Here is a 26399-nt window from a genome sequence, read left to right as displayed (position 1 = left end):
CGATCGCCGGGTCCCTCGTGGGCCCGGCGATCGTCGTCACTCCTCGTGTCGGCCCCGCTCACAGCGGGTACGCGACCTCTACGTTCATTCGAAAGGACACACCATGACCCGCATCCTCTTCGTCGTCAGCTCCGCCGATCATTGGACGTTGCAGGACGGCACCCGCCACCCCACGGGCTTCTGGGCGGAGGAGCTCGTCGAGCCGTACACCGTCTTCGACGAGGCCGGTTACGACATCACCGTCGCCACACCCGGCGGCCGCACGCCCGTCGTGGACCAGGCCAGTCTCGAACCCGACGCCGCGGGCGGCGAGGACCGTGTGGCCGAGTTGAAGTCGGCGCTCGAGAAGCTGCAGCCGGTGCTGTCCGGTACCGCGGTGCTCGAGGACCAGCGGGCCGAGGACTTCGACCTGCTGTTCGTGCCCGGTGGCCACGGCCCGATGGAGGACCTCGCGGTCGACGAGCGGTTCGGTGAACTCGTCCGGCATTTCGTCGAGGCCGACAAGGTCGTCGCGATGGTGTGCCACGCCCCGGCGGCCCTGCTCACCGCCCACGAGTCCGGCGGCCGCTGGCTGTTCGAGGGTTACAGCCTGACGGCGTTCACGAACATCGAGGAGGTCCAGGCAGGACTGGCCGACAAGGCACCCTGGTTGCTGCAGGACCGCCTCCAGGAGGCCGGCGCGGTCTTCTCGTCCACGGACGCCTGGCAGCCGCACGTGGTGGTCGACCGCGTCCTGTACACGGGCCAGAACCCGGCCTCCTCGCGGCCGCTCGCCGAACGCGTCGTCGCCGAGATCCCCGCGCGCGCTACGTCGTGACCTTGCGGACGAAATCGATCGTCCGCTCGAGCGCGGCACGCGCATCCGGTGTCGACAGATCGAACTGGTACTCGTGTGCCAGTTCCGGTGTGTGGTCGTCCGGATAGAACAACGCATCCACCTGCACACCGAGTCCGGTGAGCCGCCGCGCGAGCCTCTCGGACTGGGTGGCGGTGAGTGGATCGGCGTTGCCACCGGAGATGTAGGTGGCCGGGAAGTTCTCGGTGACCGAGTTCAACACCGACATCTGGCCCGCCGCATCCGAAGTGGCGAACTCCCGGGCGCCGGTGTAGGCCCACATCGCCTGCTCCACGCCCCACCCGATCAGCCCACCGCTCCCACCGATCACGGACACGTCGTAGATGCCGCAGTTGAGCACGACACCCCGAACGTTCTCCGGAGTGAACGCCGGGTCCACACCGAGGTTCGCGGCGTAGTCGGGGTCGGTGATCGCCGCGGCGATCTGCGCGGACAGTTGCGCCCCGGCCGAGTCACCGGCGAGCACGATCCGCTCGGTGTCGATGTGCAGTTCGTCGGCGTGCTCGAGCAGGTAGCTCTGTGCGTCGACGAGTTGCCGCACCGGGGTCGGATAGCGGTGGCCCGGTGCGAGCGAGTAGCCGACCGACACCACGGTGAATCCGGCCGCCGCGAGACGCCGGTAGTAGCCCGCGTAGTTGGTGCGGTTGCCCGACAGCCACGCGCCGCCGTGCGTCCACACGATCGTCGGCAGCGCCTCGGTGGTCCCCGGCGGTGTGTATACGTCGAGGTAGGCGTCCGGGTCGTCCTCCCGGTAGTGGAGGTCGGCGACGAAATCCGTCTCCGGGGCGTCCACCGCAAGCTTTGCGGTCTGCTCCCGTGCGTCGCGTTCGAACACCTTCCGCACCACCAGTGATCCCGGCACTGGGGTGAGGACGAACGCGGCGGCCGTGACCACCACGACGAATGCCAGAACGAGTACGACCCGGGGTCCGATCGGGCGACGAGGCCTGTTCTCGGTGACGTCCTCGGCCAATTGTCACTCCTGCTCTGCGTTCGCACCGGCGCGTCCGGCCCGCCGATCATGTCAAATGTTTCCCCCGCGTGTGGCTCGACAGCAGGGCGCCGGCCACCATCGAGACCTTGTGACCCACCCCACAGCGAACATGCGCGCGGCATACCTGAGATGATGGGGGATGTCGCCTCGCGGGTTCCGGATCGATCATTCGAATGGATGAGCCTTCCCGCGTCCGCATCAGTCCTCGTTCCCGGAACGCTGCAGTGATGCGACGGTCGTGCGGTTCCGTTCGTGCCCTTACGAATCGGACGGCCGGGTGTGACACCCACCGACAGAGAGAAGTCGTATGCAGTTCTCGACCGGACAGATCGTCGTCCACCCCCATCATGGACCTGCCACAGTGTCCGCGATCATCACCCGGACGATCAAGCAGGCGCCCGTGCCGTATCTGCAACTGAAGATTCATCGCTCCGACCTCATGGTCGCCGTGCCGGTGGGGAAGGCCGAGGAGATCGGGCTACGCAACGTCTACGACCCGAGCGAACTCGCAGAGCTGTTCGCGATCCTGCATGCTCCGACCGAGCACGAAGAACAGACATGGTCGCGTCGATTCAAGAACAACCGGGAGAAGCTGAACGTCGGTGATCTCCATGTCACCGCCGCCGTGGTTCGCGACCTGACACGTCGCGAACATCGGAAGGGTCTGTCGGCGGGTGAGAAGGGCATGCTGAAGACCGCACACAGTTCCGTACTCGCCGAACTCTCCCTCGGCATGTCGCTGTCCGACGAGCAGGCGGAAAAGCTGCTCGAGTCGGCGATCCTGTCGTCCGAACCCACCCCCGAAGAGAGCCGGCTCGTCGCTGCAGGCTGACGACTCTCCCTCGATGCACGACGCGCCACGCGGACCCGTCCGCGTGGCGCGGTCGTCGGTCAGGGTTGTTCGCTCAGCGCCTGCAACCGCGTCTCCTCGAGGTCGAGGCGACGCTGGGCCGCACCGAGTGTCTGCGAACTGTAGGTACCGCGCGCCCGAGCCTCGAGCAGCGCCCCGCGTTCGGCCGCGATGGTGAGCAACCGCAGCCGGATGTACTGCTCGCGCCGTTCGTCGTGGTCGGGATCCGGCGACGACGAGCCGCGCTCGTCCCGCACACCGATCAGGCTGTCCGCCCGGACCCGCTCCACGGTCTGCGGATCGGCTCCGGACGACGACCCGGCGAGCTCCTTCTCCCCGGCGTCGGCGAGCTCGGCGAGCAGCGTGCCGTATTCGGTCCGGAGACGCTCCTGGTCGTCGGCCGGGATCTTCACGAGCCGGATCACCGTCGGCAGGGTCAGACCCTGCAGCAGCAGCGTCGTCATGGCGACGACGAATGCGATGAGGATCAGTTCGGCGCGGTAGGGCGTGTCGCTGGGGAGGGACTGGGCCGCTGCCAGCGTGATGGCGCCGCGCATACCGGACCATGCGAGCACCACCCCGCCGCGCCATCCGAGTTTCTCCGTGACGAGGAAGTCCGCGTCGGCGGTGGCACGGTCGAACCGCCGTCCGATGTATGCCCTCCGGCTGGCAGGAACATCGGCGTCGGCGAAGCGCTGCGCGATCTTCTCGCGGCGCTGTTCGAGCACCGGAAGCGCTTCCGCCGCTCTGCGCTCGTCCCGTTTGAGGACGGCGACGAGCGGGACGACGAAGAGCATGCGCACCGCGATGACGAACGCGCTGGCGACGAGGCCGATGAGCAGTCCCTCCGTGGTCGACAGTCTCGCTGCGTCGACCTCGTCGAGGAGATGTTCGAGGCTCAGACCCATGAGGAGGAAGATCGCCGATTCGAGCAGAAAGGCGACGGTCCGCCAGTTGACCTCCTCGGTGACGCGGTCGGCGGCGCGCAGGTATTTCGGGCCGAGATGTCCCGTGACGACCCCGGCGACGACCACTGCCAGCACGCCGGAGGCTCCGAGTTCCTCCGCGGGCACGAAGGCGACGAACGGCAGGATGAACGACGCGGCGGTGTTGAACACCGCGTCCTGGAACAGGCCTCGGATACGGACGTTGACGATCCCGACGACGATGCCGATGACCGTGGCGACCACGACCGAGTAGAAGAAGTCCCCGGCGACCTGCCACAGCGAGACCGCTCCCGCCATCGCGGCGATAGCCGAGCGCAGCAGGACCAGCGCCGACGCGTCGTTGACGAGACCTTCGCCCTCGAGCACGGTCAGCAGACGTGACGGCAGGCCGAGCCGGCGCCCCATAGAGGTGGCCGCGACGGCGTCGGTGGGGCTGACGACCGCGCCGAGCGCGAAACATGCGGCCCATCCGAGATCCGGGATGAGCAGATGGAACAGCACTCCCGCGCCCGCCGTCGTCACCACGACGAGAAGGACCGCGAGTCCGCTGATGGCCTTGAAGTTCCGGCGGAAGTCCTGGGCCGGCATGCTCAGGGCGGCCGAGTACAGCAGGGGCGGAAGAATGACGGTGAGAACCAGCTCCGGTTCGATCTCCACATCGGGGACACCCGGGACGAAGCTCAGCACCGCCCCGACCACCACCAGACCGAGCGGCGCCGCTACTCCGAGACGTTGCGAGAACACCGCGATGCTCACGATGCCGGCGATGCCGACCACTGCCATGAGAACCAGATCCATTCGGATCATTGTGCTCGCTCATGACCCTTCGGCCGGGGAGCGGTGCACGTGGCGTTCATCGTGCGTCGACGGATATCGCAGCCTTTCTCGTTGAATGAGAAGAGTCGATCCTGCGAGCCGTCATCGCTCCCACACTCGTGGAACACATCGGTGTCCCACGCGCGCGGGACGGCGACGACCATGCTGAGGAGAACCTATGGCCTTGCTCGACGAAGCCCTGTGGACGGGAAAGATCCATCTCGACGGCTGGCGCCCCGGTAACGGTGGGACCACGAAGGTCACCAACCCCTCGACCGGCGAACAGATCGCCGAGATCGGCCTCGCCGACGCCGACGATGTCTACGCCGCCTCCCGTGCTGCCGCCGCCGCGCAGAAGTCCTGGGCTTCCACCGCACCGTCCGAGCGTGCGGAGATCCTCCGCCGCGCCGGCGAGAAGTTCCGCGAGCACGCCGACGAACTGATCGGCTGGGGTCTCCGCGAGGCCGGGTCCATCCCGGACAAGGCCGCCATGGAGGTGTTCGGTTCCGCCACCGAGTGCTTCGAGGCGTCGGCGCTGCCCACCCACCCGCACGGTGAGTACCTGCCGTCGGACAACGGTCACTGGTCCATCGCGCGCCACCTGCCCGTCGGCGTGGTCTCGGTGATCGCGCCGTTCAACTTCCCGTTGCTGCTCGCGATGCGCTCGGTCGCCCCGGCCCTCGCCCTCGGCAATGCGGTGCTGCTCAAGCCGGATCCGCGGACCTCCGTCATCGGCGGTGTCGCCGTGGCCCGGATCTTCGAGGAGGCCGGACTGCCCGCCGGTGTGCTGCAGGTGCTGCCCGGCGGTGGTGACGTCGGTGCCGCGACCGTCGACGCTCCCGAAGTGCGGGTGGTCTCGTTCACCGGATCCACCGCCGCCGGACGCCACGTCGGCAAGGCGGGCGCGGAACATCTCAAGCGCACCCACCTCGAACTCGGTGGCAACAACGCGATGATCGTGCTCCCCGGCGCCGACGTCGACCTCGCTGCCGGTGTCGGAGCGATGGGATCGTTCTTCCACCAGGGCCAGATCTGCATGACCACCGGCCGGCACCTGGTGCACGAGTCCGTCTACGACGACTACGTGCGCGCCCTCGCCGCGAAGGCGGATGCGCTCGTCGTCGGCGATCCCGCAGGCGGCCCGGTGCATCTGGGCCCGATCATCGACGAGCGCCAGCTGGCGAACATCGACACGATCGTGCAGGACACCGTCGCCGCGGGCGGCACTCTCGCTGCCGGCGGCACGCACGAGGGGTTGTTCTACCGGCCCACCGTCCTGACCGATCTGACCACCGAGATGCCCGCCTGGGGCCAGGAGATCTTCGGTCCCGTCGCTCCGGTGTCGAAGTTCTCCGACGCGGACGAGGCCGTCGAACTGGCCAATGCGTCCGAGTACGGCCTGTCGGTGAGCATCGTCGGTGACGTGGGACAGGCGATGAAGATCGCCGACCGCATCCACTCGGGCAAGATCCACATCAACGAGATGACCGTCGCCGACGAGGCCAACGCTCCCTTCGGCGGAGTCGGGGCATCCGGTATCGGCTCCCGCTTCGGCGGTCCGGCCGCGAACATCGAGGCGTTCACCGAGACCCAGTGGGTCACGGTGCGTCCAGACATTGCGCCCTACCCGTTCTGACGTAGATCTCGAATCGGCCGGGCGAGCACGTGATCGTGCTCGCCCGGCCGTCTCGTATGCCCGACAGGGCTAGTCGGCGAAGGCGAGTCCGCGTGCGGCGAGTGCCTCCTCGAGGATGCGGAGCGCCTTCGGCCCCACCCCGTGCAATGCCGCGAGTTCCCGTCTCGAATGCCGCGCGACGTCGTCGAGGGTTCCGATCCCTTCGGCGAGGAGCGCACGGGTCGCGGGACCTCCGATCGCGGGGAGGTCACCCGGAGGCGTCGTCATGTTGCGATGCTAGACCCGAGCATCCTGGCGGGCGGCTCGTTCCTCCACCGCGGCGGCCGTTTCCTCCGCAATGAGGTCGGCGTTCACGGCCGCCCCTGTCATCACGCCGGCTCCTGCAGCGACCACGACCACCGCGGAGAGATCGGCCGAATTACCCGCCGCCCACACGCCGGGCAGAGCGGTCTTCCCTGTCGGGTCGGTCTCGATGAGGGTGCCCACGGGATGGTCGGTGACCGTTCCGCCGAGCTGCTCGTACAGGTCGGCGCGGGCGACGAAACGCGGTGCGACCACCACGGCGTCGACCTCGACCTCGGTGCCGTCCTCGAGCACCACGGCACGAACCTCCTCGCCGTCCGCTCGCAGTTCCGCGACGGTGCCGTCGACGATCCGCACGTCGCGTGCCTCGAGCTGGTCGCGGGCCTCGCTCTCCAGGGCGGGCGCCGAGTGGGTGAAGAAGGTGACGTCGTCGCTGAGCTGGCGGAACAACAGGGTCTGGTGCACGCTCATCGGCCCCGAGGAGATCACGCCGATGCGCCGGTCCCGGACCTCCCAGCCGTGGCAGTAGGGGCAATGCAGGACAGACTTGCCCCACAGCTCCCGGACTCCGGGCAGGTCGGGCAGCTCATCGACCAGTCCCGTCGCGAGGATCAGTCGACGTGCCTGCACGGTGGTGCCACCGGAGAGACCGATCTCGAATCCCGTGTCGCTGCGACGAGCGGATTCTGCTCGTGCGGACAGGATCTCGGCGCCGTATCCGGTGGCCTCCTTCCGTCCGAGAGCCAGGAGTTCGGTCGGCGCGATGCCTTCGTGTCCGATCACGTTGTGCGCGGCCGCGGCAGGGGCGTTGCGCGGTTCGCCGGCGTCGACGACGAGCACCGAGCGGCGTGAGCGTGCCAGCGCGGTGGCGGCACTCAGCCCGGCGGAGCCGCCGCCGATCACGACGACGTCGTAATCGTCCTTCGAGGGATTCTCCTGGGTGTTCATCGGGTTTCCTCCTTGATTGCCCGTGCGATCCACACGGTTCGGGATCCACGCACCACCAGATCTGCCCGGTGCAGCACCGAATCGGGACCGTCGCCGACGAGCCGCTCGAGCGCGTCGAGATCCTCGTCGGACACGGCGTTGTCGAGACCGGTCCGCATCCGGCCCAGCACTGCGTGGGCGTATCGCCGAGCGGTGTCGTCGACGTCGACGGCGAGTTCGTCGCGGCGCATCTCGACCATCCCGAACCCGGCGCGACGCAGGTTGGCGCTCCAGTCGGGCCACCTGTTCCACCCTCGGGACGCCGCGGCGTCGTGGCATCTCGTTTCGAGTCCCGGCGTACCGATACCGATGTCGTCGGGCAGGAATCGTGGTTGCGACTCCATCTCGGTGACGACCACCGTCCCCCCGGGTGTCATCGCCTCGGCGAGTTGCCGGAGCGTCGCATCCGGATCCTCGATGTGGTGCAGGGACAGTGCCGCCCAGGCGAGGTCGACCGCACCGACGGCCGGAAGTCCCGCATCGAGATCCACTTCGACGGTCCGGATCCGATCGCCTAACCCGTTGCGTTCGGCGGTCTTCCGGATGCGTTCGAGCATCCCGGCGGAGCGGTCGAGTGCGACGAGCTGCGCGTCGGGGAACCGGCGGGCCAGGGCGAGTGTTCCCGTGCCCGTCCCGGCGCCGATGTCGACGATGGTGCGAGGCTCCCGGTCGAGTTGTCCGGCGACCCGGTCGAGCAACGACTCGAAATACGGCCGGTGCATCGCGGCGTCGAGGTCGAGGACCTCGGCCATCGACTCGTCGTGCGCGTGGTCGTGTACGGCGTGGTGTCCGTGATGGGCGTGGTGGTGCATGACTCCACGCTAGAACGCGTCATCCAGTTTCGGCATACACTCTTGCCTATGGAGCAAGAATCGTCCGATCTGGACCAACTCATCCGCCAGCGCATCCGCAGCCTGCGGCTCGCGCAGGGGTGGACCCTCGACGCTCTCGCAGCCCGGTGCCACATCAGCCCGTCGAACCTGAGCCGCATCGAGACGGGCCGTCGCAGGATCGCACTCGACCAGCTCGTCCCCATCGCACGGGCACTCGACACCACGATCGACCAGCTCGTCGAATCCGGCGAGGACCAGGACGTGGTGATCAGACCTCAGCCCTGCGACACCCCGGGGTACACGACCTGGCTGTTGTCGCGGGAACGATCACTGGGCGGCGTCACCATCGCCAAGATGCGGATCACGAAGCAGGAGCCGGTGCCGGCCCACACACTCCCGGTGCACCCGGGGCACGAATGGTTCACCGTCCTGACCGGCACCGCCCGGCTCCAACTCGGCGAGCGGACGATTCTCATCCAGGAGGGCAACGCCGCCGAGTTCTCGACGATGACGCCACACGCCATCAGCGCGCACGACGGACCGGTGGAGATCCTCACGATCCTCGATCAGAACGGGGAGCGTGCGCACCTGCGCAACCCCGCATCGCACTGAAAGGGCCGGGTTCGCCCGTCAGGCGTACAGGCGATCAACGAACGCCCCGAGATTCTCGCGGACGCGCGCGGCCTTCTCCTCCGGCTCGAGATCCTCGCGGTACCGGCTTCCCAGAGCGGGCTTCTTCTTGCCGCGCGCGTACAGCGAACACTGCAGGTCGATGCACATGTACGTCCCGACAGCGTTGCCCGCTCGCCCCGCATCGCCGACCTTGTTGGCCGTCATCAGGGCGATGCCGCCCCGGGTGTGGGTGGTGAGGCAGATGGTGCACATCTGCGTCTTGCCCGAGCCCTGCTGTTCGAACCGCATGGCGACACCGACGAGTTCGCCGTCGCGAGGGACGACGATGTAGCCGCGTCCGGGGAACGACGGGTCGGTCCAGCCGAGGAAGTCGAGTTCGTCCCACGGCCGGTCGTCGAGATCGCGCGGCACCGGAAGCCGCTTCGCATCACCCTTGGAGCAGTTGACGAAGGATGTTCGAATGTCCCGTTCGGTGAGCGGGTCCATGGCCGGAACCACCTTTCGTTCGCGTATGTACCGACCCGAGGACGGTACGCGCCGCGCTCACACCCGACAAACGATTTTCGCGGCCCTCACGCCGACGAACGCGGCGCTCCGATACCCGGATCGATCGTCACCGGGCCGGATGCGGTGGGCGCGACCGGGAAGTCGAAGATCGCCGTCGGAAGGTACACCGTGGCACACGAATTCGGAATGTCCACGACACCCGACAAACGTCCCTCGATGGGTGCAGCCCCGAGCAGGAGATACGCCTGCTCGGGGCTGTAGCCGAATTTCGTCAGATAGTCGATGGCGTGCAGACACGCCCGCTGGTACGCCAATTGCGAATCCAGATACCGCTGTTCGCCGTCGAGCGTCACGGACGTGCCGGAGAATGCGAGCCACTCGGAGTACTGCGGGTCGGTGTTGCCCGGCATGAAGATGGCGTTCTCGCTCACCCCGTAGGTCTCCATACCACCGGGGATCAGGTCGACGCGCAGGTCGATGAACCCGCCCATCTCGATGGCGCCGCAGAAGGTGATCTCGCCATCACCCTGGGAGAAGTGCAGGTCGCCGACCGACAGATTCGCCCCGTCGACGAACACCGGATAGAAGATCCGGCTTCCCTTCGTGAGGTTCTTGATGTCCTGGTTGCCGCCGTTCTCCCGCGGCGGAGCGGTGCGCGCCGCCTCCGCCGCGACCCGGTCGAAATCGGCGCCCGACAGGCTGCCGAGGATGGCTCCGTTCGGTTCGGGCGGCAGCGCCAGCGCCGGTTCGCGGTCGGGATCCGTCGCGATCAGCGCTGCTTCCCGGGTGTTCCACGTCGACAGCAGTTCGTGCGAGGGCGCCGTCCCCATCAGGCCGGGATGCACGATGCCGGTGAACGACACGTGGGGCACGTGGCGGCTCGTCGCCTTCTGCCCGGAGAAGTCCCAGATCGCCTTGTAGGCGTCGGGGAACTGGTCGGTGAGGAATCCCCCGCCGTTCGTCTTCGCGAAGATGCCGGTGTAACCCCAGCCCTGCCCGGCGAGCGGACCCGAGTCCTCCTGCGGGATCGGGCCGAGGTCGAGGATGTCGACGATGAGCAGGTCGCCGGGCTTGGCTCCTTCCACCGCGAACGGTCCCGACAACGCGTGCACGATGTGCAGCGGGGCATTGCGGATGTCGTCGGCGGAATCGTCGTTGTGGATCTCACCGTCGAACCATTCGCGGCAGTGCACGCGGAAGGAATCCCCCGGTTTCAGCGTCGCGACGGGCGGGATGTCCGGGTGCCAGCGGTTGTGGCCGATCTTCTCCTGATCGGTGAACCGGCGGGTCGAATCGAGGGGGAACACGACGTCGGGCACGGGACCTCCTGCAGCGGTGACGGATCAGGGGCTGTGACGATCAGGGACGTGGTAAGGATCGGTGTCGGGGGTCGGTGGTGACCGGCCGTGACGGACGCCTCGGCACACCCGGCAGGGCGCCCGAGACGACGTCGGGTTCGGATGCGGTCCGTGCCGTGGCGTCGTGCAGGCGCATCGACGCCGAACCGCCGCGGCCGAGACGGGGCGCGGTGAGCGAACGACGAGCCTGCCGAGCACACTGGGGGCACGGGGTCGACGCGGAGACCTCGCTCATCGGGAGGGAGACGTCGAACGGCCCGCAGTCGGCACATCGGAACTCGTACAGCGGCATCGGCATCGCCTTTCGCCCGTCGGTGCACCGACCATAACGGACCGCACGCAAGCCCGCTCCCCTACTCCGAATGTTCCTGCTGTCCGGAGCTGTTCGGTGCCATCTCTATTCGGTGACACGCTCTCGCTTCGTCAGCACCAGCGGTCCACCCTCGGTGATCGCGATCGTGTGCTCGCTGTGCGCCGTGCGCGAGCCGTCGGCGGAACGGATGGTCCAGCCGTCGGGGTCGTAGACGATCTTGTCCGTCCCCGCCGCGAACCACGGCTCGAGGGCGAGCGTCAGGCCGGGACGCAGCACGAGCCCGCGACCCGCACGTCCGGTGTTCGCCACGTGCGGATCCTCGTGCATGGTGCGGCCGAGTCCGTGACCACCGAACTCGGTGTTGACGGGATAGCCGTACTCGGCGGCGACAGCGCCGATCGCTGCGGAGATGTCTCCGAGGCGGTTACCGGGGAGCGCGGCGGCGATGGCCGCGTCCAGCGCCACCTCGGTCGCCTCGACGAGGTGCCGGTCCTCGGGACGTTCCGCGCCGACGATGATGCTGCGTGCCGAATCGGCGACCCAGCCGTCGATCGAGACGGCGATGTCCATGCTGAGCAGGTCGCCGTCCCGGAGTACGTAGTCGTGCGGGAGCCCGTGCAGCACTGCGTCGTTGACGGACAGACAGATGACGTTGCGGAACGGTCCGCGCCCGAACGAGGGCGCGTAGTCCCAGTAGCACGAGACCGCGCCGCGTTCCTCGATCATGTCCCGCGCGCGCTGTTCGAGATCGAGCAGGTTCACGCCGGGTCGGGCGCGGCCCGTCAGATCGTCGAGCAGCTCGGCGATGAACGTGCCGGTCACGTCCATTGCCGCGATCTCACCGGGGGTCTTCAGTTCCAACACGGGGCACTCCTCAGGATCACAGAACGGTATTTAAATACCACCCTAACGCGACGATCGGTATTTTCATACCGACGCGGCTAGACTGCGGGTCATGGTGCGACTCCCCCTGACCCCGGAACAGCTGGCCGCCGGCAAACGCCTGGGTGGTCGGCTGCGCGAAGCCCGAGGCAGCAGGACGCTCACCGAGGTGGCCCGGGCCGCCGACATCTCGCCGGAGACCCTTCGGAAGATCGAGACCGGACGACTGGCGACGCCGGCCTTCGCGACGATCGCCGCTCTCGCACGGGTGCTACCCGTCTCTCTCGACGATCTCGCCGAACTGGCCCTTCCCTGCACCGACCTGCAACGCACCGGATAGCGCCTCCCCACCGGACGTAACAGCAGGAGACATCGGCAGCGATATCCGGAGGCACACCACCGCGACAGCGAAGGGATCCGGATGTCGATGCAGCCTCCGCAGGACGGGTACGGCTACGGCTACGGCGCTCCCCCGCCGCCCTGGCCCACCCCGACCCCGCCGCGACGACCGAAGTGGCCGTGGCTCGTGGGCGGTGCCCTGCTGGTCGCCGTCATCGCCGCAGTTGCCGCGCTGGTCGTCGTCCTGACCCGCTCGTCCGATACGGACCCGGAGAGCACTGTCGCCGCGAGCCCGCCCCCGTCGACCGTGACGGTCACCGTCTCGCCGTCCGCAGTTCCGCGTGCGGAAACGGATCCGCCCGCCCCACGAGCACAGGCGAGTCGGTCCCTCACCCCGAGCGGCTTCCCGACCAACGGCACTCTGAAGGTCGGGGTGGACATCGCCCCGGCGAATACGCGCTACGCCCGACGGGTTCGCTCGGCGGTTACTGGGAGCGGTTGTCGTGCCTGACCGGAGACTTCGAGTGCATCACGGCCAACAGCATCGTGCAGGGCAACAGCTACGTCACCGTGCTTCCGGGCGACGTGGCCCTGCGGATCGAGGATCTCGAACTCACGGCCACCGGCAATCCCGCGCCCGCAGCCGGGCCCGCTCGGCCGTTACCGCCCGTGTCGGCCTCCGAGGACACCGACGCCCAGGGCTTCGTCGGCATCCCCGAGGCACGGTGCAACCACACGAATCCCGCTGTGGCCATCGGGCAGACGGCCGACTCGCTCGTCGTGGTGTGCGAGACCGGGGCCGGACGGTACTACTACAAGGGTGTCCGCACGAACGACGGTGCGGCGATCGAGATCGACGACCCCGTACCCTCGGGTGACGGTTTCACCGCCACGAACGCCGGTGTGCAGTACAGCATCTCGTCGAGCGCTCTCGTCATCTCCGAAGGGTCGACGGTGCTCGCCGAGGAGCCGATGCTGCAGTACTGGTCGCGGTGATCGACAGTTCCGGGGATCACCGGGGACGCGAGGCCGCCTGCCCCGCGCCGCTCCGCCACACATCGTGCACCCCGGTCGGCCCGATGCCCCGATCGAGAGCGAGCAGCAGGACGGCACATCCGATTCCCGACAGCACCAGACTCGTGCCGAACAGCGCGGGATAACCGAACACGTCTCCGACCACACCGGCGGTGAATCCCGCGATGCCCTGCACGACGACGATCGCGCACGCGAGCAGGGTGTAGTCGCTGCCGGCGTGGTCCCTGTCCGCGGCGTCCATCATGAGCGTGAACACCGCGACCGTCGCGGCGCCACCGAGGACGTGTTCGGCCAGGCTCGCGGAGACGATGAGCCCGAACCCGCCGTAGCCGAGCGACGCGACGACGTACAGCGCGAGGCTCGCGGTCTGGGTGACACCACCGATCAGCAGGGCCTGCCGACGACCGCGACGGAAGCACAGCCACCCACCGAGGGCGGCACCGCCGAGAGCGCCTGCCGAGGACAGCACACCCTTGACCAGCGCGATCTGCCCGAGGGTGAGTCCCGAGTCGGACATGAACGGGCCGACCATCGCCGAGCCCATCGAGTCACCGAACTTGAAGCCGCCGATGAGCAGGATGAACGCGAGCATCCCGGGGCGGCGCAGACGCGCCCACCACGCGACCGTCATGCGGGTCGCGCTTCGCGGTTCCCGATCCGGCGTGGCCCGTCGCTCCGTGCGCGGCAGTCGCCATACCGGGATCGTCGTCAGTACCAGCAGGAATGCCATCGCGAGGAACAGGCTGCGCCAACCGGCGAGGGAGAACACCCACAGCAGTGCTCCCCCGCCGACGATCATGCCGATGCGATACGCGCCGACCTGGATGCCGTTCCCCAGCCCGCGCTGTTTCGGTCCGAGCAGTTGCACGGCCAGACCGTCGGTGGCGACGTCCTGCGTGGCCGACAGGGCGTTGACCACCGCGATGCCGACGAGCAGCCACCGCAGCGTCGACGACAGGTCGAGGCACGCCAGAATCAGCGACACCGCCGACGCCGCGAGCTGGAGCGAGAGCAGCCACTGACGCCGGGTTCCGTAGTGGTCGACGTACGGCGCCCAGAGGAACTTGAGCGCCCACGGCGCGAAGAGCACACCCGTCGCGCTGATCGCGATCAGCGAGAAACCGGACTCACGGAGCACCACCGGAAGCGCCTGGGTGAAGAACCCGTACGGCAGGCCCTGCGCGAAGTACAGGGCTGCCAGCAGTGCGAGCGTGCCGGTCGGGATACCGAGCCGGGCCGGTGCAGTCATGCGGACATGGTGGCAGAGCGGTTGCGGACAGCCCCGACGAGCATCTGTGAAACGCGGTGTCGGTCCCCGGCGATACAGTCGGCGAAACAGACGAAAGCGGCAGCCGCTTCTCCTGAGAGGACGTGATGAGGGAGTTCCTGGCGTTCTTCGCCATCCTGCTCGTGATCGGTTTCGTCATCTCCTATTGGGAGGTCTTTCTCGGCATCCTGGTGATCGCGGTCGTCGGAGCGGTCGCCTGGTTCGTTCTGAAGTATCTGCTCGAGCAGCATCGCGAGGCGCGCGCCCGGAACGCCGCTCGCGCGCACGAGCTGACGCAGAACGCCGCAGCCCAGCATCACAGCTACCTGCAGGGATTCGACCACGGCATCTACGGCAACTATCCGCCTGTGGATCTCGACAAGCTCTGATCACACCGTCGCTCCCCGATCGCACAGTCGCCCGAGGCGCAGCTCACGTGGCAGCCGATGGGAGGATGGTGCCCGTGCCGATGCCCTCACCGTTGCCCGTCAGGAACGGGGTCGGGCCCACGCGACTGCGTGTTCCGACCTCCGGTCCGTGGTCGACGGTCGCCGAGTACGTCGTCGCACGCTTCGACCATCTCGACGCCGACGATCTCTACCGCCGCTTCGACGACGGAGAGATCGTGGGCATCGACGGAGAACCGATCGGTCGCAGCACCGAACTCGGAGAGCACCGGTTCGTCTGGTACTACCGCGATCTGCCCGTCGAGGAACCGGTGCCGTTCCACGAGGACATCCTGTATGCCGACGACGACCTCGTCGTGGTCGACAAGCCGCACTTCCTGCCGACCACTCCGGGCGGGCGCTACCTGCGCGAGTCGGCGCTGGTCCGGTTGCGGACCCGCCTCGACAACCCTGATCTGACACCGATCCACCGGCTCGACCGGGCGACCGCCGGACTGGTGATGTTCTCGGCCCGGCCCGAGACCCGTGGCGCCTACCAGTCGCTGTTCGAGAAGCGCCGGGTCACCAAGGTGTACGAGGCGGTGTCCACACTGCCGGCGGAGTGGGATCCGGCAACGCCGGAGATCGCGGGACGCCCGCTCCCCGTGCTGTACCGCAATCACATCGAGGCGCGGCGCGGTGAGTTGCGCGTCGTCGTCGACGACACCCGCGAACCCAACTCGGAGACGCTGATCGAGGTGCTCGGATCCGGGGTGAGCAGGTCGGGGCGGGCCGTCCTGCACACCCTGCTGCGCCCGCACACAGGTCGGATGCATCAGCTGCGAGTGCACCTGGCGGCGCTCGGTATCGGGATCCTCGGCGACCATTGGTATCCCGTCCTGCTGCCCGAGACACCGGACGACCATTCGCTCCCCCTCCAATTGCTCGCGCGGGAACTCGAATTCGTCGACCCCTTATCGGGCGCCGAGCGCCGCTTCGCCACCCGGCGCACCCTGGCCGAGGCACCGACCACGCAGGACTGAGTGCCTCCGAGCGGATCCTGGTCGATCCTTCGAAAACTCCGACGCCTGCGGCTTCACGAAATACCCTGGTAGGCATGACCATGGTCGTCGACGGTTACCTCCGGTCGCCACTGTCGGGAATCGCACCGTGGATCCTCATGTCCGTCCTGTCGGCCCCGGGACGGTTCGAGGAAGCAGTGTGTTTCGCTCTCGGCCTCGTCCTGCTGACGATGTGGGTGGGTGCGCGACGCGGCATCAAGATACACGCCCTCGACACGTTCGGCGCGGCGTTCTTCGCCGTGCTGGCCGCGGTGGGCCTCATCGCCTCGGACGGTGTCATCGACTGGATGGAGATCTGGGCCGGTGAACTCACCAACATCGCGCTCGCGGTGTTCGTCTTCGCCACCCTGATCGCACGCAGGCCGTTCACACTCCCCTACGCGAAAGAGGACACGCCCCAGGAATACTGGACGTCTCCCCTGTTCATGAAGATCAACTACGTGATCTCCGCGGTCTGGGCCGGTGCGTTCACCTTCTCCGCCATCGTCGGATTCATCGGCGACGCCGTTATGCGCGACCCTGGCAACTTCTGGACCGGCTGGGTGCTCCAACTCGCGGCGATCTTCTTCGCGGTCTCCTTCACCGAGTTCTACCCGGACTACGCCGGAGCGAAGTTCGCGGCGTCGCAGGGCGAGACCGAAGCCGCCCCGTCGCTCCTGAAGCTGATCGACTGGTTGCCGACCTTCGTGCTGGTCGCGGGCATCTTCGGGTGGGTCACCGACTCGATACCGGACGCGGTCGGGATCGGCATGATCGTCGTCGGCATCATCGGAAGCGCCGTGATCGGCAGACTCTCGTCGAAGACCGAGAAGGCCTCGAAGACATAGCGGACTCGGGAACAGCAATTCGGCCGATCGGCGGACGGGGCCGTTCGAGCCGATGAGAATGGGGCGAACCCGACCGGCACCCGAAGGAGACCCTGTGGCCCGTCTCGCCCGCGTCATCGGAGCTTGCGCATTCGCTGTTGCGACCTCTGCCCTTGCAACGCCCGGGGTTGCGGCCGCGGAGGTGACCGTCCCGTTCCAGATCAACCCGGCTTCCTACGGCAATCCCAGTGGAAGCTTCGATGTGCCGCCCAGCCGGTGCGCCGTCCGGATCGGCGAGACCGAAGGGAGCGTGACCGTCACGGGCAGCAAGCCGGAAGGTTGGGGATGCCTGATCTACGCCCAGGTCGACTGGCTGAACCTGACGACCGGCGCATCCGGTACTGCGCGGATGTCGGACGGATTGAACGGTTTCCCACCGGAAGCCACCCTGGCGACGGGGAGCGGACAGGTCGCGCTCGTACTCCATCCCCTTCCCGGTCCGCCGATGACGCCGGGCTTCGCTACCTTCACCGTGCCCTGACGCCCAGGAGCGTGTGGATCGAGTCCGATCCGATCCGGATCGGCGATACGCATCACCGGTCTCGATGCCGGTGGCGGTGTGTACCGTCGGGCCGGTGGCAGTGAACAGGACCCGAGTGCCTCGCGTCGTGATGATGTGCGGTCCGGCCGGTGCAGGCAAGACCACCTACGCCAAGCGCCTGGAGCGCGCGGGCTGGACGCGTCTGTCGTACGAGGTGGAGTTCTGGGATCGCGGGATCACGACCATGCCCTCCGCCGAGGTGGTTGCCGAAGTATCGGCAGACCTGAAAGCGCGCTTGCTTCGCTATGTCACGGCGGGGAACGATGTCGTGCTCGACTTCGGATTCTGGTTCCGGCGACAACGTGACGAGTTCCGCGCACTTCTCGCGCCGCAGGGCATCGTGCCGGAGACCGTTTACATCGCAACGGATCTCGAGACCATCCTGAGCCGGGTCGGCAACCGGCACGGGAGGTGGGCGGACGACTGGCCGCTGACCGAGCAGACGGCGACGGAGTACTTCGAGCGGTTCGAGCCGCCGACGCCCGAGGAGGGACCGCTCGACGTGGTCCGCTAGGCCGCGAGCTGCGCGGAAGGACGCTCTGCCGGTTCCTCACCCACCGCACGTCGCATACCGACCACGTAGAGCAGCACTCCCACGACGATCCACGTGACGAGGGTCAGGAGTGCCGCGAGTCCGCCTGCGCCGTCGAAGTATGCGGCCGAGCGCACGAGGGTTCCGGCAGCACCCGGGGGAAGGATCTGACCGAAGGTGCCGAGTCCGGACGGCAACCATGCCGACGTCGTCGCGATACCGGCCAGCGGATTGCCGAGGAACATCATGGCCATCGCACCGATGGTGAACCCCTTGGCACCGAAGGCCTTCTGGAGTCCGGCCAGCGGAAGTGCAAGGGCGGCGATACCGAGGGCCATGGATCCCGCGACCGGCCCGAAGGTCGATTCGATGCTTCCGAAGGCGAAGGTGAGGATGGACGCGACGACGATGCCACCGACTGCGGCGAAGACGAGCAGGCCGGTCAGGTACCAGCCGTCGCTGCGCGGCAGGATCTTCCGGAATGCGACGACCGGGACGATGCCACCGAAGACGAGCGGGAAGGCGAGGCCACCGATACCGACACCGGTGGGGTCGGATTCCGGCAGCGGGACGACGTCCTCGACGGTCACGTCGGTCCCGATCGCTCCGCCGACCGCCTGCGCGGTGCCGGCGAGCGAACCGGAGATGGCGGTCGAGCCCGCGCCGGCGACCAGCGTGCGGACGCCCGACTCGGCGACGACGAACCCTCCGATGACGTCGCGGTCGTGGATGGCGTCGCGCAGTTCCTGTTCGGAGGCGAACCGCTGCGAGGTGTAGGCGTCGGGGGCGGCCGTCGCGAGCGACGTCTCGAATCGATCTGCTGCCGCGGAGGTTCCGACGATGCCGACCTGCAGGTCGTGTGGTCCGCTCTTCAGCGACGGCATGATGAAGACCAGCAGCATGAGTACCAGGATCACCCCGAGCCCGCATGTCATCCCCAGTAGCGCCAGCGCGGGGTGAGGCTTGCGCGCGGTGGAGTCACCCGCGTCGGGAACTGTCGTCGTAGCGGCGTCTGCCATCGCGTCTTCCTTGTCCGACCATCGTTAAGTGGATGATTTTCCTCCACTTCTATCGGAGAATATTCCTCCGGTTAGGATGGACATGTCAAGCGAAGTTCCTCACAGCCCGGTCCGGAAGGAAGGGAACCGATGCGCGCCGATGCCGCGAAGCGTCGTCAGCTGATCGTCCAGGAGGCGCGTCGACTGTTCGCAGCCCACGGCAGCGACGTCGCACTCGAAGCGGTCGCGGAGGCCGCCGGAGTCGGCATCGCCACCCTCTACCGGAACTTCGAGTCCCGGGCCGCGCTGGCCGACGAGGTCGCGCTCGCGATCCTCGGCGACATGCGTGCAGCGGGCACCGAAGCCCTGGAGCGGGTCGGCTCATCCCCCGAGGACGCCTGGGTGGGCTACGTACAGCGGCTGGTCGAACTCGACCTGGGCGCCCTCTCCGCGACCCTCGCCGAGTTCGTGACGGACGAGATCTCCGGATCGGTGCGCGACGCCCAGGCGCAGACGCTCACCGGGGTCGAGGAGCTGCTCGACGCGGTGCGGGCCGCCGGCATCGTGCGTACCGACCTCCACGCACTGGAACTGGTCCTGGCCATCGGACTGATCACCCGCCCCCAACCCGAGGCGATCCGCGCGGCGACCCCGGATCTCGTTCCGCGATTGGTGTCGATCGTCCTGGCGGGCATGCGACCGTCGTGAGCCGCGCGCACACCGGCGTCCCTTCGTATCCGCGGGCGTAGGATCACAATCAGCCGGTGTCGGCGGCGCTCGATCGCGGGAGCGGACATGGGCAGGTCGACGGTCCTGGACCACGCGCGGGCAGCGTTCCGCGCGCGCGAGTGGCCACGTGCCCTGGACGGATTCCGCAGGGCCGACACACTCGCCGCCCTGGCCGCGGACGACCTCGATCTGTTCGCGCGAGCCGCATACCTCACGGGACACGACGACGACAGCGTCGCGCTGTACGAGCGCGCCTTCGCCGCACATCTCGAAGCCGGAGAATCCGAGAGCGCGGGCCGCAGTGCCTTCTGGCTGTGCTTCCTTCTGATGGGACGCGGTGAGGTGGCACGGGCCGGAGGTTGGCTGGAACGAGCACGACAGTCGGGTGTCGCCGAGCGACCGGACTGCGCGACCAGCGGCTTTCTGATGATCCCCGGAGCGGTTCAGGAGATGTACGCGAACCGTCCGAACGAGGCCCTGCCGATCTTCACCGCTGCCCAGCACATCGGACGGGCATGCCACGACGCCGACCTCCTCGCCCTCGGCTCACTGGGCATCGGACAATGCCGAGTCCTGCTGGGCGACGTCGAGGGCGGGCTGCGGACACTCGACGAGGTACTCGTCTCCGTCGGCTTGGGCGAGGTCTCACCCGTCGTCTCCGGCCTGGTGTACTGCGCGGTCATCGAGACCTGTTACGGCACATATCATCTGCAACGGGCGAAGGAGTGGACACAGGCACTCGGCCGTTGGTGCGACGATCAGACCGGCCTCGTGCCGTTCCGGGGACAGTGCCTCGTCCACCGCGCCCAGATGCTGCAACTCGAGGGCGACTGGTCCCAGGCGATGGACCTCGCCCGCCTCGCCCTGCAGCGACTGTCGGATCCGCCCGGTCAACCCGCGATGGGAATGGCCCTGTACGAACAGGGTGAACTGCACCGTCTGCGCGGCGAGTTCGCCGAGGCGGACGCCGCCTACCGAGCTGCGGGCAGGTACGGGCAGGAAGTGCAGCCGGGTCTGGCTCTGCTGCGTCTGCGACAGGGTGACACCGCCGCAGCGGTCGCCGGGATCCTCCGGGGTCTCGGCGAAGCCTCGAATCTCGACCGGCCGCGGATGCTCGCCGCCCACACGGAGATCGTGCTCGCCACCGGGGATGTCGCCGCCGCACGGCGCAGCGCCGACGAACTCGAGGCACTGACCCGGACACAGGATGCTCCGGCACTGACAGCGATGGCCGACCACGCACAGGGTGCGGTCCTGCTCGCCGAAGGCGATCCCTGCGGCGCCCTCGCACGGTTGCGACGATCCGGCAGGCACTGGCGTGACCTCGGCGCACCCTACGAACGCGCCCGGGTACGAGTGCTGCAGGGTCGCTGCTGTGCCGCACTCGGCGACGACGATGAGGCCCGCCTCGAATTCGACTCGGCAGCATCGATATTCCACGGCCTGCACGCGTTGCCGGATCTACGTGAGCTCCGCGTTCCCGCGCTCGCGAACGCACGGAACGGACTGACGCCCCGGGAGATCCAAGTGTTGCGCGCCGTTGCCACGGGCAGGACGAATCGAGCCATCGCCCACGAGTTCGTCATCAGCGAGAAGACGGTGGCCCGGCACCTGAGCAACATATTCACCAAGCTCGACGTGTCCTCACGAGCAGCGGCGACGGCCTATGCGTACGAGCATCGTCTGCTCTGACTGGGTAGAACTGCCCATACGTCGCCACCTTCGATTGCGCATTCCTCCCGACGCGGCAGACGGGCAGCGGTGCCTAACGTCGTCGGTGTAGTTCCCTCACCTCGGGGAGTCGTCATGACCGTCCACAGCGCACCCCAGCAGATCGACACCGTCGTCGTCGGCGCAGGTCAGGCAGGCCTGTCCGCCGGTTACCACCTGGCCCGTCGTGGCCGTCCGTTCCTCGTCGTCGACACGAACCGACGCGTCGGCGACAACTGGCGCTGCCACTGGGACTCGCTACGGCTGTACAGTCCCGCCGGCTACGACGGCCTGCCTGGCATGCCGTTCCCGGGCGACCCGCACCGCTCCCCCACCAAGGACGAGCTCGCCGACTATCTCGAGTCCTACGCCTCCCGGTTCGATCTGCCCGTGCTCGGCAGCACCCGGGTGCGTCGGCTCTCCCGCGACGGCGACCGGTTCGTCCTCGACTGCGGCGACACGCGGATCGAGGCGAACAACGTCGTCGTGGCCACGGGCACGTTCGGTCGAACCCCACACGTCCCCAGCTTCGCCTCCGAACTGGATCCCGGCATCGTCCAGCTGCATTCGAGCGAGTATCACGATCCGTCGCAGTTGCGTGACGGTCCGGTACTCGTGGTGGGGGCCTCCCATTCCGGCAGCGAGATCGCCTACGAGCTGGCGGCGTCCCATCCGACGATCCTGTGCGGACGCGACACCGGGCAGTTGCCGGTGCGCGTGGACAGTCCCGCGATGCGCGTGTTGTTCCCGGTCCTGTGGTTCGTGTGGGGCCATGTGTTGTCCGTGCGCACCCCGATGGGACGACGTGCTCGCGAGGACGAACGGCGTCACGGCGCGCCGCTGCTGCGGATCCGCCGGCGGGAGTTGGCCGCGCGCGGCGTCACCCGGATCACCGAGCGGGTGACCGGGGTGACCGAACTCCGTCCCGTACTGTCCGACGGCCGGATTCTCGACGTGGCGAATATTGTGTGGTGCACCGGATTCCGCCAGAACTACGACTGGATCGACCTACCGGTGTTCGACACGGATGGCTGGCCGCGCGAGGAACGCGGCGTGGTCCCCTCGGTGCCCGGCTTGTACTTCACCGGTCTGTGCTTCCAGTCGTCGTTCCGGTCGATGCTCGTCGGCGGGGCCGGCGCGGACGCGGAGTACGTCGTCCGTCACCTCGTCGCGCGCGGCGCACCCACGTCCGCCGGAACGGATCCGGATCGGCACACGACGCGCTACATGTCGAAGCGGAACTCCACCATGTCGCCGTCGGCCATGACGTAGTCCTCGGCCCTCGAGCCGGCCGATGTCAGAGCGCCCGCTCGAATCCGGCGTGGGTGCAGCCGTAACCGAGCCGCGCCCCGAACGCCCGGGCCTGCTCGTCGGCCGGGTCTACGGCGATCTGTGCGAGCGTGGCACCCCGGTTCCGGCCGTGATCGTGGGCCCACTCGAGCATGGCCGTGCCGATGCCGCGGGAACGTTCGGACGAGGCGACCCGAATTCCTTCGACGAGCAGGCGGGTGGCACCACCACGGAAGAGACCCGGCACGATCGTCAACTGCATCGTGCCGACGATCCGGCCGACCTCGTCGCGCACCACCGCGAGATAGTGCGAGGGGTCGCGGGCGACGGCGTCGTAGGCCTCTTCGTACCGGGCGAGTTCCGCACCGTCGCAGGGGGCCTGCTCGTCGCCGGAGAGCAAACCGACGATCGCCGGTACGTCGGATCGGACGGCACGTTGAACCCGATAGCTCCTGTCGCCCAACCGGATCTGCCCGCCGACCGATTCGCGGGCGCGGGCCTGCAACCGGGCGATGAGCAGGTCCAGCCAGCCACCGACGTGCCGTCGGGCCTCGACGGTGTCGGGATAGCGGCACCGCAGGTGCAGACCCGACTCGTCGAGGATGAACCACAGCATCACGCCGTCGGTGCGGATGGTCGCGCCGACGTACTGGGCCTCGAGGCCGGTGGCGTCGACCCGGACGGGAAGCCGGCGCAGGTCCAGCCAGGAGATCGCGAACATGCCCGGGGCCTCCGGCATGCCGTCCCACGGGCGCAGGATGCTCTCGAGCGGCCAGGATCCGAGCCGGACCGCCTCCTTGACCGCGTCCGCGGCCGCACGAGGTTCGGGGACTGACGATTCGAGCACCGAATTGGTGATGAACCAGCCGACGGAGTCGTGCCAGGTGGCGTCGTACCGGCTGTGCACCGGGAACACCGCCCGTAACGGGGATCCGGCCAGTTCGAGGGTCACCTCGGTCATGGCCGCGACCACCAGCGCGAGGGTGGACACCCCGTCGTCCTTGGCCTGGGCGGAGAATGCGGCGCTGTCGTCGACGTCGAGCACGTCGCGCACCTCCACGCGTTCGCGTTGGAGACTCGCCACTCCGAGGGAGAGCGGGAAGCGCGGCATCACGTCGCCGCTGGCGGCGAGCACCTCGGCCCAGCGCTCGTGGACCTCGGCAGGTGCGGCCGCGCGGTCCTGCAGTGCCCGGGTGTGTTCCGCGAAGGCCGGTGTCGACGGCAGGGACGGTTCCCGTCCCGCACGCACGGCGGCGAGGGCGGCGAGCAGGTCGCGGGCGATCACCAGCATGGACCACATGTCGACGTGCGAGTGATCGGCGGCGACCACGACGGTCGGTTCCGTGGCGGTCTCGAGCACGCACAGCCGGTGCGACGGCCGGTTGTAGGGCGAACATGCGCTGTCGAGGACGTCCCGCAGAGCGTCGTTGACGGCCTGACCGGGGCCGATCGGATGTTCGACCCAGCCGCCCGGGCGGATCTCGGCCTCGTGCAGGCGCGGCTCCCCGTCGTCGCCGTGGGTGAACACCGAGCGCAGGGTGCCGTGCCGCGCGACCACCGCCAGCCATGCGGTCGCGAGATCGTCGGACGAGACCGGCTCGAACAGACGGAAGGACAGAGCCATCCAGGAGCCGGGACGATCACCCGCACCGACGTGCCGCCGCTGATCGAACGACACGGGAAGCGCCCGGCCGAGCCCCGCGACGGTCACGTCGTAACCGAGCAGTCGGCCGAACGGCAGGCGCAGGTGCGCCACATTTGTCAGCCGCATGCCGGGTATCCTAGGCGCCTTCCCCAGCAACCGCTTTCCGACATCGGGAGACCACGTGCCGACCTTCAGTGTGCCGGGGGCCGAACTCGACGTGGAGCTGAGCGACGAGGGCGGCCACCCCGTCGTCCAACTCCACGGCCTGACCTCGAGCCGCCACCGCGACCGCCTCATGGACCTCGACCTGGGCCGCGGGCTCAGCGGCACCCGGCTGCTGCGCTACGACGCACGGGGGCACGGCCACTCGACCGGGCGTGCGGTGCCGGAGGACTACCGCTGGCCGGTGCTCGCCGACGACCTGCTGCGGTTGCTCGACCACTACTTCCCCGGCGAGCGGGTGCACGGGGTCGGACCGTCGATGGGCACCGGGACCCTGTTGCACGCGGCGGTGAGGGATCCGGAGCGGTTCAGCAGCCTCACGCTGCTGGTGCCGGCGACCGCCTGGGCCACCCGCGCCGCGAAGGCCGCCGAGTACCGGGCCGCCGCCGATCTCATCGAGCAGCAGGGACTCGCGGCGTTCCTCACGCGCGATCTGACCGCGCCACGACCACCGGCCACCGTCGACGCGCCGGAGACCGTCCCCGACGTCACCGAGGAACTGCTGCCGTCGCTGTTCCGGGGCGCCGCGCTGAGCGACCTGCCCGATCCGGAGGCCGTGTCCGGCATCGACATTCCGGTGACGGTGCTGGCATGGATCGACGACCCCGCCCACCCGGTGTCCACGGCGGAGGCGCTGGTGGGTCTGCTCCCCCACGCGAAGCTGGAGATCGCGCACACCCCGGCCGATCTCGCACAGTGGCCGAGCATCCTCTGCGAGGACGTCGCCCGGCACGGTTGACTCGCGGTGACGACGTTCGTGCCTACGTGCCCCGACTTGGATTTCGGTGTTCTCGACTGCAGCACGCGCAGTCGAGAACACCGAAGTGTCAGGCGGCTTCCCGGATCACGGTGAAGTGCCGCACGGTTCCGGACAGGCCGGGAAGTTCCTGCCGCGGCGACCAGGTGTTCAGATCCCGGCTGTCGGAGTAGTAGTACTTGCCCTCGTCGTAGGCGTCGAAGAACAGCCGCCAGGTGCCGTCGGGCAGCTGGATCACCGACGGGCCCTCGACGAAAGTTCCCCAGTCCCCGGGTTCGACGAACCGGTAGGGGCCCGTCACCGACGGGGCGACGGCGTGCTCGATGACCTTCCGGTGCTCGTTCTTCGTGAAGGCGTGATAGGTCCCGCCGACCTCCACGACCGTGGTGTCGATGCGGTCGGCGCCGATGCCGTCGAGCGGCACGGGAAAGCTCCACCGCTGCAGCGACGGGTCGAGGGCGGTCATCAGATAGGGCACGAAGCCGCCGCCGGTCGACATCGACAGGATCACGTGGACGCGGTCGCCCTCCACGAACCATTCGGGGGCCCAGGCCTTGGTGGTGAACGGCGACAACGACGGTCCGTCACTCGACCCCGCTGACCCCGACGACCCCGGCAGGCTCGCGGAGCCGGTGCCGTCCCCCGTTCCCGGCAGGAAAGCACAACAGAACGGGACGGGCCATTCCCCCACGTGTGTCCACGCGACGCGGTCCGGGCTACGGGCGAAGCCGACACTTGCGCCGTCCGCCGTCGTGTAGGTGACGTAGTAGAAGCCATCGGAATGCCGGAAGATACTCGGGTCGCGCACCAGTCCGGACGGCGGCCGGTAGGCCGAGGCCTGGACGAGGTCGAACCGTGTGCCGTCCACGGACTCGTAGACGTCCATGTCTCGGTCGCTGGTGCTGCTGAACCCGACCATCGTGTACCGCAGGCCGAGCGGTGCGGCGGTACTGCTTCCCGACGTCGCGACCAGCAGGCTCGCGATCACGAACACCACCGTCGATACAACGGAGAGACCGGTTCGGACGGGGCGCATACCGGAGGAGTATTCACGACGGTGGTCCCGCGCCGTAGGAATTTCGACC

Annotated in this window: 29 protein-coding genes; 16 read left to right on the top strand and 13 right to left on the bottom strand. The window is 68.2% G+C overall.

Annotated features, from left to right (window positions below; genetic code table 11):
- Positions 1–103: 103 nt before the first annotated feature.
- Positions 104–817 carry a type 1 glutamine amidotransferase domain-containing protein gene (locus tag U9J23_RS06125; RefSeq protein WP_326601897.1) on the top strand — a complete coding sequence of 238 codons (714 nt, stop codon included), beginning with the start codon at positions 104–106 and terminating at the stop codon, positions 815–817.
- On the opposite strand, the gene U9J23_RS06120 is transcribed toward U9J23_RS06125, so the two are convergent.
- Positions 807–1829 (bottom strand): alpha/beta hydrolase, encoded by a 1023-nt coding sequence (locus U9J23_RS06120; RefSeq protein ID WP_326601895.1) that lies wholly within the window; start codon positions 1827–1829, stop codon positions 807–809. The genes U9J23_RS06125 and U9J23_RS06120 overlap by 11 nt on opposite strands.
- A gap of 328 nt (positions 1830–2157) precedes the next feature.
- On the opposite strand from U9J23_RS06120, the gene U9J23_RS06115 reads away from it, so the two are divergent.
- A complete protein-coding gene (locus tag U9J23_RS06115; protein WP_085468885.1) occupies positions 2158–2682 on the top strand; it encodes a CarD family transcriptional regulator in 525 nt (174 codons plus the stop codon).
- Positions 2683–2741: 59 nt separating this feature from the next.
- Here the strand turns inward: U9J23_RS06115 and U9J23_RS06110 are convergent, their stop codons facing one another.
- Positions 2742–4445, bottom strand: a complete 1704-nt coding sequence (locus U9J23_RS06110; protein ID WP_326601893.1) for a cation:proton antiporter — start codon at positions 4443–4445, stop codon at positions 2742–2744.
- A gap of 196 nt (positions 4446–4641) precedes the next feature.
- On the opposite strand from U9J23_RS06110, the gene U9J23_RS06105 reads away from it, so the two are divergent.
- Complete coding sequence (locus tag U9J23_RS06105; protein ID WP_326601890.1) at positions 4642–6099, top strand: benzaldehyde dehydrogenase; 1458 nt, start codon at positions 4642–4644, stop codon at positions 6097–6099.
- A 69-nt stretch (positions 6100–6168) separates the two neighbouring features.
- Here U9J23_RS06105 and U9J23_RS06100 read toward each other — a convergent pair whose 3' ends face one another.
- Genes U9J23_RS06100 through U9J23_RS06090 form a run of 3 tightly spaced genes read right to left on the bottom strand, consistent with a single transcriptional unit; the run spans position 6169 to position 8201 of the window.
- The gene (locus tag U9J23_RS06100; protein ID WP_085468888.1) at positions 6169–6366 is read right to left on the bottom strand and encodes a helix-hairpin-helix domain-containing protein; all 198 of its coding nucleotides are present in this window, start codon (positions 6364–6366) and stop codon (positions 6169–6171) included.
- Between the two features lie 9 nt (positions 6367–6375).
- Positions 6376–7350 (bottom strand): NAD(P)/FAD-dependent oxidoreductase, encoded by a 975-nt coding sequence (locus U9J23_RS06095; protein ID WP_085468889.1) that lies wholly within the window; start codon positions 7348–7350, stop codon positions 6376–6378.
- Positions 7347–8201, bottom strand: coding sequence for a class I SAM-dependent methyltransferase (locus U9J23_RS06090; protein ID WP_085468890.1), 855 nt, complete (start codon positions 8199–8201; stop codon positions 7347–7349). Before U9J23_RS06090 ends, U9J23_RS06095 begins: the two co-directional genes overlap by 4 nt.
- 48 nt (positions 8202–8249) lie before the next feature.
- On the opposite strand from U9J23_RS06090, the gene U9J23_RS06085 reads away from it, so the two are divergent.
- Positions 8250–8834 carry a helix-turn-helix domain-containing protein gene (locus tag U9J23_RS06085; RefSeq protein WP_272267833.1) on the top strand — a complete coding sequence of 195 codons (585 nt, stop codon included), beginning with the start codon at positions 8250–8252 and terminating at the stop codon, positions 8832–8834.
- Between the two features lie 18 nt (positions 8835–8852).
- Here the strand turns inward: U9J23_RS06085 and U9J23_RS06080 are convergent, their stop codons facing one another.
- From U9J23_RS06080 to map, 4 genes are all read right to left on the bottom strand, one after another.
- Entirely contained in the window at positions 8853–9341 is a 489-nt protein-coding gene (locus U9J23_RS06080) for an FBP domain-containing protein (protein WP_272267832.1), read from the bottom strand.
- A gap of 86 nt (positions 9342–9427) precedes the next feature.
- Positions 9428–10681, bottom strand: a complete 1254-nt coding sequence (fmdA, locus tag U9J23_RS06075; protein ID WP_039586368.1) for a formamidase — start codon at positions 10679–10681, stop codon at positions 9428–9430.
- Positions 10682–10721: 40 nt separating this feature from the next.
- The gene (locus U9J23_RS06070) at positions 10722–11012 is read right to left on the bottom strand and encodes an FmdB family zinc ribbon protein (RefSeq protein WP_272267829.1); all 291 of its coding nucleotides are present in this window, start codon (positions 11010–11012) and stop codon (positions 10722–10724) included.
- A gap of 105 nt (positions 11013–11117) precedes the next feature.
- Positions 11118–11897, bottom strand: a complete 780-nt coding sequence (gene map, locus U9J23_RS06065) for a type I methionyl aminopeptidase (RefSeq protein ID WP_006550663.1) — start codon at positions 11895–11897, stop codon at positions 11118–11120.
- Positions 11898–11988: 91 nt separating this feature from the next.
- Here map and U9J23_RS06060 point away from each other — a divergent pair, with 91 nt between their 5' ends.
- From U9J23_RS06060 to U9J23_RS06050, 3 genes are all read left to right on the top strand, one after another.
- Positions 11989–12255, top strand: coding sequence for a helix-turn-helix domain-containing protein (locus tag U9J23_RS06060; protein ID WP_016693921.1), 267 nt, complete (start codon positions 11989–11991; stop codon positions 12253–12255).
- An 87-nt stretch (positions 12256–12342) separates the two neighbouring features.
- Positions 12343–12765: a hypothetical protein gene (locus U9J23_RS06055; RefSeq protein WP_326601881.1), complete on the top strand. Its 423-nt coding sequence runs from the start codon at positions 12343–12345 to the stop codon at positions 12763–12765.
- Positions 12753–13250: a hypothetical protein gene (locus U9J23_RS06050; protein ID WP_059381554.1), complete on the top strand. Its 498-nt coding sequence runs from the start codon at positions 12753–12755 to the stop codon at positions 13248–13250. Before U9J23_RS06055 ends, U9J23_RS06050 begins: the two co-directional genes overlap by 13 nt.
- Before the next feature lie 16 nt (positions 13251–13266).
- Here the strand turns inward: U9J23_RS06050 and U9J23_RS06045 are convergent, their stop codons facing one another.
- Positions 13267–14538 (bottom strand): MFS transporter, encoded by a 1272-nt coding sequence (locus U9J23_RS06045; protein WP_059381555.1) that lies wholly within the window; start codon positions 14536–14538, stop codon positions 13267–13269.
- A gap of 125 nt (positions 14539–14663) precedes the next feature.
- Between U9J23_RS06045 and U9J23_RS06040 the strand changes: the two genes are divergently transcribed.
- The 5 genes from U9J23_RS06040 (at position 14664) to U9J23_RS06020 (ending at position 17945) form a co-directional block, all read left to right on the top strand.
- Entirely contained in the window at positions 14664–14945 is a 282-nt protein-coding gene (locus U9J23_RS06040; protein ID WP_059381556.1) for a hypothetical protein, read from the top strand.
- A gap of 65 nt (positions 14946–15010) precedes the next feature.
- Positions 15011–15985 (top strand): pseudouridine synthase, encoded by a 975-nt coding sequence (locus U9J23_RS06035; RefSeq protein ID WP_085468893.1) that lies wholly within the window; start codon positions 15011–15013, stop codon positions 15983–15985.
- Between the two features lie 74 nt (positions 15986–16059).
- Positions 16060–16851 (top strand): hypothetical protein, encoded by a 792-nt coding sequence (locus U9J23_RS06030; protein WP_059381558.1) that lies wholly within the window; start codon positions 16060–16062, stop codon positions 16849–16851.
- A gap of 94 nt (positions 16852–16945) precedes the next feature.
- Positions 16946–17371, top strand: a complete 426-nt coding sequence (locus U9J23_RS06025; protein ID WP_080968177.1) for a hypothetical protein — start codon at positions 16946–16948, stop codon at positions 17369–17371.
- 94 nt (positions 17372–17465) lie between these two features.
- Positions 17466–17945, top strand: a complete 480-nt coding sequence (locus U9J23_RS06020; protein ID WP_231921804.1) for an AAA family ATPase — start codon at positions 17466–17468, stop codon at positions 17943–17945.
- On the opposite strand, the gene U9J23_RS06015 is transcribed toward U9J23_RS06020, so the two are convergent.
- Positions 17942–18982: a hypothetical protein gene (locus U9J23_RS06015; RefSeq protein WP_059381559.1), complete on the bottom strand. Its 1041-nt coding sequence runs from the start codon at positions 18980–18982 to the stop codon at positions 17942–17944. The two genes, U9J23_RS06020 and U9J23_RS06015, sit on opposite strands and share 4 nt — an antisense overlap.
- A gap of 129 nt (positions 18983–19111) precedes the next feature.
- Here U9J23_RS06015 and U9J23_RS06010 point away from each other — a divergent pair, with 129 nt between their 5' ends.
- The 3 genes from U9J23_RS06010 (at position 19112) to U9J23_RS06000 (ending at position 22672) form a co-directional block, all read left to right on the top strand.
- A complete protein-coding gene (locus U9J23_RS06010) occupies positions 19112–19669 on the top strand; it encodes a TetR/AcrR family transcriptional regulator (RefSeq protein ID WP_326601874.1) in 558 nt (185 codons plus the stop codon).
- 87 nt (positions 19670–19756) lie between these two features.
- Positions 19757–21382 carry a helix-turn-helix domain-containing protein gene (locus U9J23_RS06005; RefSeq protein WP_085468896.1) on the top strand — a complete coding sequence of 542 codons (1626 nt, stop codon included), beginning with the start codon at positions 19757–19759 and terminating at the stop codon, positions 21380–21382.
- 114 nt (positions 21383–21496) lie between these two features.
- The gene (locus U9J23_RS06000) at positions 21497–22672 is read left to right on the top strand and encodes a flavin-containing monooxygenase (RefSeq protein ID WP_326601871.1); all 1176 of its coding nucleotides are present in this window, start codon (positions 21497–21499) and stop codon (positions 22670–22672) included.
- A gap of 25 nt (positions 22673–22697) precedes the next feature.
- On the opposite strand, the gene U9J23_RS05995 is transcribed toward U9J23_RS06000, so the two are convergent.
- Positions 22698–24461 (bottom strand): GNAT family N-acetyltransferase, encoded by a 1764-nt coding sequence (locus U9J23_RS05995; protein ID WP_326601869.1) that lies wholly within the window; start codon positions 24459–24461, stop codon positions 22698–22700.
- A 55-nt stretch (positions 24462–24516) separates the two neighbouring features.
- On the opposite strand from U9J23_RS05995, the gene U9J23_RS05990 reads away from it, so the two are divergent.
- Complete coding sequence (locus tag U9J23_RS05990) at positions 24517–25296, top strand: alpha/beta fold hydrolase (RefSeq protein ID WP_326601868.1); 780 nt, start codon at positions 24517–24519, stop codon at positions 25294–25296.
- Positions 25297–25384: 88 nt separating this feature from the next.
- On the opposite strand, the gene U9J23_RS05985 is transcribed toward U9J23_RS05990, so the two are convergent.
- On the bottom strand, positions 25385–26350 hold the full coding sequence (locus tag U9J23_RS05985) for an arabinofuranosidase (RefSeq protein WP_039957861.1): 966 nt from the start codon (positions 26348–26350) through the stop codon (positions 25385–25387).
- Between the last annotated feature and the right edge of the window lie 49 nt (positions 26351–26399).

It is taken from the genome of Rhodococcus sp. PD04 (assembly GCF_035918275.1).
Taxonomy (GTDB): Bacteria; Actinomycetota; Actinomycetes; order Mycobacteriales; family Mycobacteriaceae; genus Rhodococcus; species Rhodococcus rhodochrous.
This window is presented reverse-complemented; position numbering and strand designations above follow the sequence as displayed.

Excerpts from the sequence above, each read along its gene's own strand:
- U9J23_RS06060 (WP_016693921.1), top strand. The coding sequence starts at position 11,989 with ATGGTGCGACTCCCCCTGACCCCGGAACAGCTGGCCGCCGGCAAACGC.
- U9J23_RS06090 (WP_085468890.1), bottom strand. The coding sequence starts at position 8,201 with ATGCACCACCACGCCCATCACGGACACCACGCCGTACACGACCACGCG.
- U9J23_RS06040 (WP_059381556.1), top strand. The coding sequence starts at position 14,664 with ATGAGGGAGTTCCTGGCGTTCTTCGCCATCCTGCTCGTGATCGGTTTC.
- U9J23_RS06115 (WP_085468885.1), top strand. The coding sequence starts at position 2,158 with ATGCAGTTCTCGACCGGACAGATCGTCGTCCACCCCCATCATGGACCT.
- U9J23_RS06110 (WP_326601893.1), bottom strand. The coding sequence starts at position 4,445 with ATGGATCTGGTTCTCATGGCAGTGGTCGGCATCGCCGGCATCGTGAGC.
- U9J23_RS06055 (WP_326601881.1), top strand. The coding sequence starts at position 12,343 with ATGCAGCCTCCGCAGGACGGGTACGGCTACGGCTACGGCGCTCCCCCG.
- U9J23_RS05985 (WP_039957861.1), bottom strand. The coding sequence starts at position 26,350 with ATGCGCCCCGTCCGAACCGGTCTCTCCGTTGTATCGACGGTGGTGTTC.
- U9J23_RS06100 (WP_085468888.1), bottom strand. The coding sequence starts at position 6,366 with ATGACGACGCCTCCGGGTGACCTCCCCGCGATCGGAGGTCCCGCGACC.
- U9J23_RS06105 (WP_326601890.1), top strand. The coding sequence starts at position 4,642 with ATGGCCTTGCTCGACGAAGCCCTGTGGACGGGAAAGATCCATCTCGAC.
- U9J23_RS06010 (WP_326601874.1), top strand. The coding sequence starts at position 19,112 with ATGCGCGCCGATGCCGCGAAGCGTCGTCAGCTGATCGTCCAGGAGGCG.
- U9J23_RS06015 (WP_059381559.1), bottom strand. The coding sequence starts at position 18,982 with ATGGCAGACGCCGCTACGACGACAGTTCCCGACGCGGGTGACTCCACC.
- U9J23_RS06035 (WP_085468893.1), top strand. The coding sequence starts at position 15,011 with ATGGTGCCCGTGCCGATGCCCTCACCGTTGCCCGTCAGGAACGGGGTC.
- U9J23_RS06070 (WP_272267829.1), bottom strand. The coding sequence starts at position 11,012 with ATGCCGCTGTACGAGTTCCGATGTGCCGACTGCGGGCCGTTCGACGTC.
- U9J23_RS06005 (WP_085468896.1), top strand. The coding sequence starts at position 19,757 with ATGGGCAGGTCGACGGTCCTGGACCACGCGCGGGCAGCGTTCCGCGCG.
- U9J23_RS06095 (WP_085468889.1), bottom strand. The coding sequence starts at position 7,350 with ATGAACACCCAGGAGAATCCCTCGAAGGACGATTACGACGTCGTCGTG.
- U9J23_RS06080 (WP_272267832.1), bottom strand. The coding sequence starts at position 9,341 with ATGGACCCGCTCACCGAACGGGACATTCGAACATCCTTCGTCAACTGC.
- U9J23_RS06030 (WP_059381558.1), top strand. The coding sequence starts at position 16,060 with ATGACCATGGTCGTCGACGGTTACCTCCGGTCGCCACTGTCGGGAATC.
- U9J23_RS06000 (WP_326601871.1), top strand. The coding sequence starts at position 21,497 with ATGACCGTCCACAGCGCACCCCAGCAGATCGACACCGTCGTCGTCGGC.
- U9J23_RS06125 (WP_326601897.1), top strand. The coding sequence starts at position 104 with ATGACCCGCATCCTCTTCGTCGTCAGCTCCGCCGATCATTGGACGTTG.
- U9J23_RS06045 (WP_059381555.1), bottom strand. The coding sequence starts at position 14,538 with ATGACTGCACCGGCCCGGCTCGGTATCCCGACCGGCACGCTCGCACTG.
- U9J23_RS06085 (WP_272267833.1), top strand. The coding sequence starts at position 8,250 with ATGGAGCAAGAATCGTCCGATCTGGACCAACTCATCCGCCAGCGCATC.
- U9J23_RS05995 (WP_326601869.1), bottom strand. The coding sequence starts at position 24,461 with ATGCGGCTGACAAATGTGGCGCACCTGCGCCTGCCGTTCGGCCGACTG.